Annotated in this window: 10 protein-coding genes; 8 read left to right on the forward strand and 2 right to left on the reverse strand. The window is 46.0% G+C overall.

Going from position 1 to position 11,083, the window contains the following annotated elements; translation table 11 throughout:
- Nucleotides 1-101: 101 nt before the first annotated feature.
- On the forward strand, nt 102-851 hold the full coding sequence (locus K8R76_05115) for a hypothetical protein (GenBank protein ID MCD4847552.1): 750 nt from the start codon (nt 102-104) through the stop codon (nt 849-851).
- Here K8R76_05115 and K8R76_05120 read toward each other — a convergent pair.
- A complete protein-coding gene (locus K8R76_05120; GenBank protein MCD4847553.1) occupies nt 815-1,798 on the reverse strand; it encodes a lysophospholipid acyltransferase family protein in 984 nt (327 codons plus the stop codon). The two genes, K8R76_05115 and K8R76_05120, sit on opposite strands and share 37 nt — an antisense overlap.
- A gap of 114 nt (nt 1,799-1,912) precedes the next feature.
- Between K8R76_05120 and K8R76_05125 the strand changes: the two genes are divergently transcribed.
- Genes K8R76_05125 through K8R76_05140 form a run of 4 tightly spaced genes read left to right on the forward strand, consistent with a single transcriptional unit; the run spans nt 1,913 to nt 4,697 of the window.
- Nucleotides 1,913-2,443 (forward strand): hypothetical protein, encoded by a 531-nt coding sequence (locus K8R76_05125; GenBank protein MCD4847554.1) that lies wholly within the window; start codon nt 1,913-1,915, stop codon nt 2,441-2,443.
- A gap of 51 nt (nt 2,444-2,494) precedes the next feature.
- Entirely contained in the window at nt 2,495-2,959 is a 465-nt protein-coding gene (locus tag K8R76_05130; GenBank protein ID MCD4847555.1) for an Rrf2 family transcriptional regulator, read from the forward strand.
- Nucleotides 2,960-2,961: 2 nt separating this feature from the next.
- The gene (locus tag K8R76_05135; GenBank protein ID MCD4847556.1) at nt 2,962-3,546 is read left to right on the forward strand and encodes an iron-sulfur cluster assembly scaffold protein; all 585 of its coding nucleotides are present in this window, start codon (nt 2,962-2,964) and stop codon (nt 3,544-3,546) included.
- Nucleotides 3,543-4,697: an aminotransferase class V-fold PLP-dependent enzyme gene (locus tag K8R76_05140; GenBank protein MCD4847557.1), complete on the forward strand. Its 1,155-nt coding sequence runs from the start codon at nt 3,543-3,545 to the stop codon at nt 4,695-4,697. Before K8R76_05135 ends, K8R76_05140 begins: the two co-directional genes overlap by 4 nt.
- Nucleotides 4,698-4,786: 89 nt before the next feature.
- Here the strand turns inward: K8R76_05140 and K8R76_05145 are convergent, their stop codons facing one another.
- Nucleotides 4,787-5,542, reverse strand: a complete 756-nt coding sequence (locus K8R76_05145; GenBank protein MCD4847558.1) for a hypothetical protein — start codon at nt 5,540-5,542, stop codon at nt 4,787-4,789.
- Nucleotides 5,543-5,642: 100 nt separating this feature from the next.
- On the opposite strand from K8R76_05145, the gene K8R76_05150 reads away from it, so the two are divergent.
- The 3 genes from K8R76_05150 to K8R76_05160 all read left to right on the forward strand — a co-directional run bounded on the left by K8R76_05150 (nt 5,643) and on the right by K8R76_05160 (nt 11,003).
- Nucleotides 5,643-6,044 carry a hypothetical protein gene (locus tag K8R76_05150; protein MCD4847559.1) on the forward strand — a complete coding sequence of 134 codons (402 nt, stop codon included), beginning with the start codon at nt 5,643-5,645 and terminating at the stop codon, nt 6,042-6,044.
- A gap of 204 nt (nt 6,045-6,248) precedes the next feature.
- Nucleotides 6,249-9,113, forward strand: coding sequence for a protein translocase subunit SecD (secD, locus tag K8R76_05155; protein ID MCD4847560.1), 2,865 nt, complete (start codon nt 6,249-6,251; stop codon nt 9,111-9,113).
- 573 nt (nt 9,114-9,686) lie between these two features.
- A complete protein-coding gene (locus K8R76_05160; GenBank protein MCD4847561.1) occupies nt 9,687-11,003 on the forward strand; it encodes a hypothetical protein in 1,317 nt (438 codons plus the stop codon).
- Nucleotides 11,004-11,083 lie beyond the last annotated feature (80 nt).

Raw genomic sequence — 11,083 nt, forward strand, 5'->3', positions numbered from 1 at the left:
CGATTGAGCATAACGCAGTATGCGAGTGTCTTATGCGCCGTTGCAGTAGTAACTCTGGTGAGATATGCGGACTAATTGACATTCCGAACAGGGGATAGAAAATGAAAAGCAGGAATCTTGTTTCGTACCGTCTTTCAGTATGGCTTTCCTGGATTCTAGGCGGAATTGCGATCATAGTGGGAAGTTTGATCATAGTTGTCGCATTTGCCGCATGGGAACCTGTGAAGGGAAGCCTTGTGTCTATTTCAGAGGGAATTTACAGCGCGAGATCAGCAGTAGAATTTATCGGCAGGGATTTCGGAACATCATCATCTCTGATTACGGATGTCAGCAGTTCCATAAGAAGTACGAGTGAAGTTATTCACGAAACATGGATAACCATCAACAGTATAAAGGTAACCACTGAAGATGTGCGTTATCTTACCCTTACTGTAGCACAGAGTATAGAGAACCTTCCCCGGGCTATTTTATCCGTGATCGGCGAGGATCATTTTGTAGAAGTACTGTCCAGTCTGGAAAACACATACTCTACTTCAGGTCAAACAATTGTTGGAATGGAGCATCTGTCGGCCACACTGCAGCCCATGGAGCCTCTTCTTGAAGAAGTAGCGAATAGAGTCGATTCTCTTGCAGGAGATCTGTTCAACACTGAAGAAGCGTTTAACGAAGCCGTTGATCATCTTGAAAAGGCTGCTGAAACGATTGAATCAGCGACTCATTCCTCAATTCTGCCACTGATTGCTGCCGGAACAGGATTGATACCGCTTCTGGTCGGATTGTATCTGATTATACAGGGAGTGGCCCTCAGGCGAATCTATCTGGACAGACCCTTAAGAGAAGAGACAGACTGAAAATCGCATATATTCTCCGGATCCCAGTCAGACTCAATCGCGAGTGACTCAACTTTCTTCTCCTCTCTGGGAATTCCGCCGAGTCGCGCCATAGTATTTGTCTCTCTATGTCTAATCACAAGATTCATCCAGTTGTATTGATCCGGATGATCTTTTCCCAGTATCTCAAACATTCTGAACAAGTCAGCTGTTCCCCTTGAGTCGAAATGCTCAGGATAAAAGCTTTGAAAGACTATTCTGTATCGAACGCCCGGCAAAGCGTAATTACAGGCTACAAGCAGCTTGCATCCGGTTGTCTCAGCAAGTCTCAGAGGTGTTGATGAAGCAAGTACAGGAACACCGAAACTGTTTACCCAGTGACCTTTCGGTCCTCCCCATGCTGTGGGAGCTATTTGAATTATATGTCCCCTTTTAATGGTTTCGTAGATCCACCGCGGGTTTTCATCTGGAAAAGCCACGTGATGCCACCTGGTACTGACAGAGAGCCTGGCTTTTTTCACAGAATCAGCCGCGTCAGCATATCTTGAAGAGATGACATGCAATGGATATCCGAGAATGGCAAGAAGAATATGCAGCATGCGTTCATCCCCGAAATGTGGAACAAGAAGAAGAACCCCTTTTCCTTCCGCAAGAGCTTCATCCAGGAGAAATCTGTTCTCCAGTTCGACCCTTTCAGGAGCATTGCCTTCCTGGAGACTTCTCGCGAAGAAAAGACCTAAGAAAGCTCTCTGATGAACCCTCCAGTATTGCTTCAGGAGTACTTTCAAATCGCTGCCGCTCATTCCGGGAAACACTCTGGCAAGGTGTCCGAGGTAAACACGGTTATGTTCTCTATTGCCTGAATATCTGAGAGAAGAGAGAATTCCGCTGAGGAATTCCGCACCTCTGAAACCTGCCAGCTTCGTAAGACATGAGGCGAAAGAGTAATAAATTCCTCTACCGGGCATATTCGCTTATCTTTCCGAAAAACATATAAAAGATTCCTTCCCTGATCTCCAACCGACAGATTCGTCAGAGGGAGTGGCAATGCTGTCTATCCTTACTATACTATTTCAATGAGAATGAAGACATTTCCGATTATCATACTGCTTGCTGTCTCAATTCTGTACGGAGGGCATTTCTCTCTCATCGAGACAGAAGACCTGCATATTTCAGTAGGTCAGTACAGAAGCGTCAGGTTCGCTCTTCAGGAGTATCAGGCTGACAGCTCCAGGCTTTCCGTATCAATAGATATTCTCCCTGATACTTCTTCAGTAGAGCTGCTGCTTTTTCACACAGATGACTACATGCGGTGGAGGAATAACAGCGGTAACGTTGATACTCTGGATTACGTTTCTTCCTCATCCGGAGAATTTGATATGAGAATTAACGGCTTTGGCAGCCTTGTTCTGATCATCAGCAACAGGGGGAATTTTCAACCGGTAACGGTGTCGTTTGATATTGAGGTTCTCTTCGCGGGAAGCGGTGAATCAGGTGATCCCCTCCCGTCGGCCCTCAGAATAGCGCTGTTTTTAATGATGGTGGGAGTAATCGCAATCGCTGTTGGCGGGGTAATTACGAAGCATATCATTACTCATCGAAAGAGGGCTTGACGAAAGATCGAATCTATATATACTCATATTCCGATAGGAATAGGGGGAAATATGTTAATATCGACCAGAAGCAGGTACGCACTGAGGGTTCTTGCGCGAATGGCAAGGATGATGAAACAGAAGAAGAATATCCCGGTATCTCTTTCTCTGCTGTCAGAGCAGGAACAGATATCTGTTCGTTATCTCGAGCAGATATTCGGAAAACTGAGAATAACCGGAATAGTCAAAGGTAAAAGAGGGCCGGGAGGCGGATACGTTTTTGGGGTTCCGCCGGCGGAGATAAGCCTTTTCGATGTAATAAGCGTTCTCGAAACGGATTTTCTTCCGGCATCATGTCTGTCTGACGGAGTAAACTGTTCTCCATCAAAGAACTATGAAACGAAGCAGTGTCCTCTTGAGGAGACATGTGTAACCAGACCTCTCTGGATGAGTCTCAGAGATATGTTCGACTCCTTCATGAAGAATCATTCCCTTGAGGATCTGATCGCAGGGGATGTTCATTGGGGAGAATCATAGTCATGTGGAAGTATTCAGAGATATTGATGGATCATTTCATGAATCCGCGCAACGCTGGGGAGCTTGATAATCCTGACGGCCATTCCGAAGTAGGTTCCCCTCAGTGTGGAGATGCTATGACGCTTGATATCAAAGTAGATGATGATGACAGAATCTCCGATATCAGGTTTATGACTTTCGGTTGTGCCGGAGCTATAGCAGCGGCCTCTGCTCTTACAGAAATAGCTAAAGGTTTGACTCTTGAAGAGGCTAAAGGAATAAAAAACAGCCAGATTGTTAAATTCCTTGGAGGTATGCCCGCAGAGAAATACCACTGCTCGGTAATGGGTCATGACGCACTGTCAGACGCGATTAACAATTTCATCACCAAAAGAGATGCAATCGCAGTTGCTATTAAGGATATACTGGCTGAGAATCCCGGCAAACTCAGAAGTATCCTTGGAGACAGGACAATCCGTATAGAGCACGTTCATCCAGGACGGATTCGAATAAGCAATGTAGACGCAAACAGACAGAAGGTTACTGAAATACTTGAAAAGGAGCTTCATGACAGAACAGGGAGTACAGTTGAAGTGAGGATTGACTGATGGAAGTCTATCTGGATAACAACGCGACTACCCGGATGGCTCCTGAAGTTCTTGATGCAATGATGCCGTTTTATAAAGATAAGTACGGCAATCCATCAAGTTTTCATACATTCGGCAGTAATCTCATTGAGGACATAGAAAAAGCCAGGCAGCAGGTCGCTGATCTAATCGGTGCAGAACCTTCAGAAATCTTCTTTACATCAGGAGGAACAGAAAGCGATAACACTGCCCTGTTTTACGGTGCAGGAGCAGATTCCGAGAAACCGGGGCTTGTAACATCCGTTGTGGAACATCCAGCAGTTCTTGAGACTGCCAGATATATCGAGCAGACCGGGCATCCTCTCGGTCTGGTCATGGTGAATAAAAGCGGTTCTGTCTCTATGGATTCCCTTGAAGAACTGGTCAACTCTGAAACCGGTCTGGTGTCCATAATGAAAGCAAACAATGAAACCGGCGTCATTATGCCTGTTAAGGAAGCCGCGGAGATAGCCCACAGAGCAGGGGCGCTTTTCCATACGGATGCTGTTCAGGCGGTCGGCAAGATTCCGGTTGATGTGAAGGCCGAGGGAATAGACCTTCTCAGTCTTTCAGCTCACAAATTCCACGGACCAAAAGGTGTCGGCGCGCTTTATGTTCGCAAAGGATTAAGACTGAATCCGTTCATGCATGGCGGACATCAGGAACAAGGGGTGAGATCAGGAACCTACAATATCGCCGGGATCGTCGGGCTTGGAAAAGCCGCAGAGATGGCAAGGTTCTTCATTGCGGAGGAAGCATTGAAAACATCCTCTCTTCTGGAAAAGCTTGAATCAGGTATTCGTAGTAAATGTCCCGGAGCGGTTATAGTTGGAGCCTCTGCGGAAAGACTCCCCAATACGGCAACAGTTCTTTTCATAAACGTGGAAAGTGAAGCCATTCTTACTTTAATCGACTTTGCGGGGATCTTCGTATCTTCAGGATCCGCCTGCAGTACAGGGAGCAAAGATCCAAGCTATGTTCTCACATCCATGGGAATCAGTACCGCTGACGCGAATACCGCGATACGCTTCAGCCTCAGTATGTACACATCGGATCAGGAGATTGATTACGTGCTTGAAGTGCTTCCGCCGATAATAGAGAAACTGAGAAAAATCTCACCATACACAGTATAAGGGGACATGCAGGCTCTGCTGCGTGTCCCCAAAAACATGAGGCTCTGCTGCGTGTCCCCAAAAACATGAGGCTCTGCTGCGTGTCCTCGCTAAAAACCTGAACCTGTCCAGGCAACTCCTGCCGAGATGCTGTATTCCCTATTTCCACTGAGTCCGGCTCTCATCGAAACGAACAGAGCAGCATTATCAACAGCGTAGGATGTTATTGTCGCCGCAAGACCCAGATCACCCGTTGTAGTGCCATCCAGGCCACATATGATTTGAAGGTCACCGGTGATGTAGCTGGATCCTCCGGCAGAGAATTTCATGTAATCAATAATACGACCCTCGAAAGGATTACTGCCTCCATTAAGAACGTAGGAAGCTGCTGTATGCAGCCTTAGAAGACGGAAGGTTGTACTTGTTGCTATTCCGAAGGCAAGCTCAGAACCGGTATCCCGACCCTCGCTTCCCGTGGGCAGAGTAATGAGCCCCTTGAAAACCAGAGCAGATCCTCCGCGAGCGGTTTCGTAAAGCCATGAACACCCGGCTGAGATATCTCCAAGAAGATGTCCGTCGCCAGAGGAGTCGTTTAAATAGACCGGTATCTCGCCACCGAATTCAAGATTATCGATACAGCCCCAGACAATACTCAAGGGAAGAAGAAGACAATTGCCGGTGTCATTCTTCATTTCTGTATACTCAAGCTTTCCCTGAATTCTAAGAAAACCTCTATCTAATACTATTGATCCTGGAAGGAAGGGATAACCACTGAGACCTCCCTCAGCCGAAATTCCCTGGCTGGAAACATCAGCCTCGATTACAAAGGGGATAAGCAGGACGATAAACAGCAATATCAGTTTCACATTTCTCCTTCTTGTTCAGGTTGACTTGTCAAGGTGTTCAGAGAATCTTCCAGACGTCCTGAAAATATTAGATTCTTCCTTCATGAGAAAGGCAAAATATATGACATGGAGTGAGGTGGGATTAATCCTTCTCTCGATTGCAGTTTTTGCCGGGTTGTTTGTGATGGTCTCTCAGGACCAGAAACTTCAACCGACCGATACAACGCAGGAAGAAACAGAGAGAGATCCGTTCAGGCAGATTGAAGAAGATTTTGCCGCTATATGTTACGGCTCCGGTTTCAGACCGGTATCCTCAGCTTCAGGAGATACGCTTGTAAAATCGATGGATCTGCTCAATTCAGTATCCATACATAAGGCGAATCTTTTATTAACCAGATCGCTTGCCAGGAACGGTTTCAATCACATCGTAACTTTTGCTGCGCAGGACAGGGGACTCTCCTTTCTATGCCATACACCTCAGGGCCAGCCTGTTCGATTTGAATTGAACAGCACCACAAGATAGATGTGTAACTAAAAACACACCTTGTTGACGGATGCCATTTCACTCTGTATTCATCTGTTCCTGTAGTTTTCATTATATTCAGCCGGATTCGCTGAAGTATATACGGTAATAAACAGCTGGATATCATATTCCAGCTGTATTTTCACGGACGGAATGTCAAGTTAGACAGGCTTCTACTGAAGGCTTCTACGGAGGTTGTTACATATGAATAAAACCGCCAGATGGCGTAACTGGACTTCAATAACTCTTTTCATAGCATCTCTTCTTATGGTATGGCCCACGATTCGATGGTACTCTATGCCTGCCGAAGAAAGAGATCGTGCTGAGGCAAGCGTCCAGCCGGAAACGGATAATCCGCATCTCAGAGCAGTTCTTGACAGTCTTCAGAATGAAGGCGGAGAGGAACTCATCGCGGAGTACAGAGAATTGAACCAGGAGCGGGAAGGTACGATAAAACTAGGACTGGACCTTCAAGGAGGGATGTACCTCTCCTATATGGTAAAGCCTACACCCGGACTGGATGAGCAGGACGCAATTGATCAGGCTCTTGAAGTTATACGGAACAGGATCAATGAGTTCGGTGTATCAGAACCATCCATAACCAGACAGGGAGAGGACAGAATAGTCATTCAGCTCCCTGGAGTTCGAGATCCGGCGAGAGCACGCGCTATTGTCGAAAGACAGGCTTTGCTTGAATTCAAACTGGTTGCCTATCCGACGGAAGAACACCCGACAACCGCAAGTGTTCCGGTTCTAAGAGAAATTGATAATCTCATTACGTCAGGTTCCGAGGACATGGTTCCTGCTCCACTGGACAGCCTGATGGAAAGACCTTCGGATCCCACTGAAACAGAGATTTCGCAAGCTTCCGATGTTGTTGACTCGATAGGCCTGTCAGTTGCTCCGGAAGGTTTTTCTCTGCCGCAGCCGGAAGAGATTCGTTCGAATCAGGAATCTCAGGATGTAACACTGCCTGAACTTGATAGACCCGGCAGCCTGGGCACCATGATTGAAATTGCGCAGGAGGACATAGCCCGATCATCAGTGAGCATATCTCCGGGAGACTGGCTGGTTTATGACGGTGACACAATGGACAGGCTGAACGATATAATCAACAGACCAGATGTTGATTCAATATTGAAGGAAGCCAACCTCGTCTTTAAATTCGGCAGACTTGAAGAAACAATTGATGGTTCTTTCCGAGCACTCTATCTTCTTCCAAGAGACATGACAAGAGGCTGGGAGCGTAATTCTGACCAGGTAAATGAAAATTATTTCCTTACCGGTGCAAGTCTGACAGACGTTAGAATCCGAATGGGAAGCGCACAGTCTCTTAACAACAATCCATATCTTATAGTGGAATTCGATTCACAGGGAAGAGATAACTGGGAACAAATAACCGGCAATAACGTTGGCAAAAGAGTTGCCATTGTTCTTGACGGAACCGTGTATTCCGCGGCAACCATCCGTGAACGGATATCTGGATCCGGAACAAGATTATCCGGAGGGTTTACGACCGAGGAAGCCAGAGACCTCAGGCTTGTTCTGAAAGCAGGATCACTTCCGGCGGAACTGGAGATAGCAGAAGAACAGACTATTGGCCCCAGCCTTGGCCAGCAGTCGATCAACAGGGGTATGATTGCAGGGATAATCGCTACTCTCCTCATTGCGGCGTTCATCATCATCTATTACGGAACAGCTGGTATAATCGCGATAATGGCCCTCGTATTCGATATGCTTATTATCATGGGAGTTCTCTGTTTCCCCGGCCCCCTTGCTCAACTCGGGCTTAAAGGATTGAACGCTACACTGACGCTTCCTGGAATTGCGGGTATTATCCTTACGATTGGTATGGCGGTTGATGCCAGTGTGCTCATATACGAGAGAATCAGAGAAGAGAAACGATCAGGCAAAGGCATTCGCGCAGCCGTAAAGGCAGGATATTCAAGAGCATTCGTAACAATTCTTGATGCGAACATCACCACACTTATTACCGCGCTTGTCCTGTACAAATTTGGTACAGGCCCCATCAAAGGATTTGCTGTTACACTATCGATAGGTATTCTGGCCAGTATGTTCTGTTCTCTTGTCTTCTCACGGGCTTTCATAGAGCTTCTTCTTAAAAGCAAGAAAAGAATGGACATCAGCTTCGGCAGATGGTCTCTTCTGGGAGAGAAGCATTTCTCATTCGTTGAGATGCGAAAGAAAACCTATATAATCTCCGCAGTGGTTCTACTTATCGGAGCCGGTGCATACTTCATAAACGGGGGACTTAATCTGGACATCGATTTCACCGGTGGTCTTGAGACAAATGTGATCAGTAATACAGAGATCGGCACCGATGATCTGAAGAACCTGCTGACTGATTCAGGGCTTCAGGGCGTACAGGTACAGAAGCTCATGGATTATGAAGGAGATTCAGGAGAAGCAGCTTATGTCATCCGCACATCGGAGACCGATAAAGATGTAGTCTACACCGCCCTGGAGATAAACGGGTGTGTTCCGATGGAATACGATGCTGACACTGAAGAACTCTCCTTTATCAAACAGATCGGACCCAGGGTCGGAGAAGAGCTGAAATCCAAGGCGCTTAACGCCATTTTCATGTCGATGATATTCATCGTCCTTTATGTATGGTATCGTTTCCAGTTCAAGTGGGGCGTTGCAGCTGTAGCGGCGCTTGCTCACGACACCCTTATAACGATCGGACTTCTCGCTCTGATACAGCTTGATATTTCGCTGACGATCATCGCGGCGATCCTGACTATTGTCGGCTATTCCATCAATGACACTATCGTTGTCTTTGACAGAATCAGGGAGGACAGGCGTCTGAGAAAAGGCAAGAACCTTGCCGAGACCGTGAACATCAGCATCAACGAGGTTCTCAGCAGAACCGTTATCACATCAGTGACCACGTTCATGGCGGCTCTGATGCTTTTCCTGATCTCGGGCGGAGTGTTGTCACAATTCTCGTTAACTCTGATGATCGGTATAGTTGTGGGAACCTACTCGTCGATATTCATAGCCAGCCCGATACTGGTAGACTGGCATGCAAAGATGAAGAAATAGCAGACAGTATCTGAACAGGAAGGGCGGGAATTATTCCCGCCCTATTTCGATGTACGTCCGGCAGACTGAAATTGAACTGTAGATTTTTGATCTCTCAGGATGGCTGGTTGCTGAACTGATTAGCGATCAGTTCCCTGCAGGATCGCATACATCCGTGTGGAGCCCATCACATAACACACCAAGCAACTGCTATCTGGTCGCTTCCTCTGCTCAAGAAGCAAGGAGGGATAGTAACTGCCCTTTCTGAGCTTCGGGATCAGCGGATCAAGTGTATCCATTCTGGTATCAAGGGTATTGTAGGATGGTAATCTTTCCACCCTTATTCGAAGCTACTTCAAGTGTACGATATTCTCTTTGACCAGCGCATCATCTCATTTACGGTTAGGTATTTAGTTTGTGTATTTGCCTTGAATGCATTGATCTTATCTTTTAATCAAGTATTTTTACACACAACTCTGTAGGATTCTCCTGTGAATATAAGTGAAGAATTTAATTATTCATTAGTTATTGACTTTTAAAGGGATAAATAATAATATATGTTGCAGTATTCACGGCAAACATTGGAGGTGCATAATGTCATCGAAAACACTAATTGCTGTGTTCCTTTTGCTTTTCCTTGGAACTGGTACTGTTCTTGCATGGGTTGATCTTTCTGAATACACGAGAACAACAGAATGTCTAACGGACGTCTTTTTTGTAAACAACGACACCGGATGGGCAGTGGGATTGAATGGAACCATAATTAAAACCAGTAATGGTGGATATGAATGGACTAATCAGTCTCTACTAGATGTTTCTGATGATGTATCAGGAGTTGATTTTATAAGCTCCAGCACAGGTTGGGTGGCAACAACTGCCGGGGAGATCTATAAGACTGTGAATGGTGGTTCGGATTGGTATCTTGCTTACAGTGATTCCGCCAACGGATACGATTTGGAATTTTCAGATATTTCAATCTTCAGCGAATATGATGGATGGGTCTGCGGATACAAAGGGGCCCGTGGGTGCATAGTACGTCTATCAACATCATGGCCACCTTGGCGATACAACCATACGACCGGATTTCGTATAGAAACTATATATACATATGGCGGGGGAACAAATGTATTCATCGGAAGACAAATCCATTTTAACGCTATATATGCATTATGTAGAAGACAGATGAACCCGAATCCATACTGGCCCTCTGTTCTTAATAAACGGATAAGTGATATTGATTTCTGTGTAGATAATACCCAGTTAGGATGGACCGCAACCACCAATGATGGATGCTATTACACTGTTAATGGAGGATCAAACTGGAGTACTCTGCCGGGTTCCGGTGGTGGAAAATTCGCGGTCACCTGTATCGATATTCCAGGATTTCCTCCTTTAGCCTGGAGTATTTGCGATAATACTAATACTATTTACAGCACAAGGTATAATGGAAATACTCCACCCTGGGAAAATTGGGCTATAGATACGGTGACAACAACTTGTCTCTATGGAATCTGCAGTGTAAAGGGGCCAAGTTTTGTTCCCTCCGTATACGTTTACGCTGTTGGAGGCAATGGCAGTCTATGGAAAAATATAGTGGGAGGATCTGATCAGCCAATTAGCGGCATATCATCGTGTGAATTACTGACTGATGTTCATCTCATAGGTGTCACAAGAGGAGCGATAACCATTGAAATCGAGTCAGATACTGAAGTAACAGTAGAGGTACATATCTACGATGTTACAGGCAGGCTGAAAAGCACAACCGATCTTGGAAGTATCCCTGAAGGTTCAAGCACCTATACGATAGATCACGGGCAGGGTTCGGGATCACTTCTGCCCATGGGTGTCTACTACTGTGTATTGGATATCGGTCGTGAAAGGATTTCCACTTCGTTTGTGCTCATAGACTAGCACAGAACAGTCATCAGCTAATAATGGGCGGGAATTATTCCCGCCTTATCCTTATGGAAGCTTCGGCTCCGCCAAGAATT

The organism is Candidatus Aegiribacteria sp., from assembly GCA_021108435.1.
Classification (GTDB): Bacteria; Fermentibacterota; Fermentibacteria; order Fermentibacterales; family JCC-6; genus Aegiribacteria.

Excerpts from the sequence above, each read along its gene's own strand:
- K8R76_05120 (MCD4847553.1), bottom strand. The coding sequence starts at position 1,798 with ATGCCCGGTAGAGGAATTTATTACTCTTTCGCCTCATGTCTTACGAAG.
- K8R76_05160 (MCD4847561.1), top strand. The coding sequence starts at position 9,687 with ATGTCATCGAAAACACTAATTGCTGTGTTCCTTTTGCTTTTCCTTGGA.
- K8R76_05150 (MCD4847559.1), top strand. The coding sequence starts at position 5,643 with ATGACATGGAGTGAGGTGGGATTAATCCTTCTCTCGATTGCAGTTTTT.
- K8R76_05130 (MCD4847555.1), top strand. The coding sequence starts at position 2,495 with ATGTTAATATCGACCAGAAGCAGGTACGCACTGAGGGTTCTTGCGCGA.
- secD (MCD4847560.1), top strand. The coding sequence starts at position 6,249 with ATGAATAAAACCGCCAGATGGCGTAACTGGACTTCAATAACTCTTTTC.
- K8R76_05135 (MCD4847556.1), top strand. The coding sequence starts at position 2,962 with ATGTGGAAGTATTCAGAGATATTGATGGATCATTTCATGAATCCGCGC.
- K8R76_05125 (MCD4847554.1), top strand. The coding sequence starts at position 1,913 with ATGAAGACATTTCCGATTATCATACTGCTTGCTGTCTCAATTCTGTAC.
- K8R76_05115 (MCD4847552.1), top strand. The coding sequence starts at position 102 with ATGAAAAGCAGGAATCTTGTTTCGTACCGTCTTTCAGTATGGCTTTCC.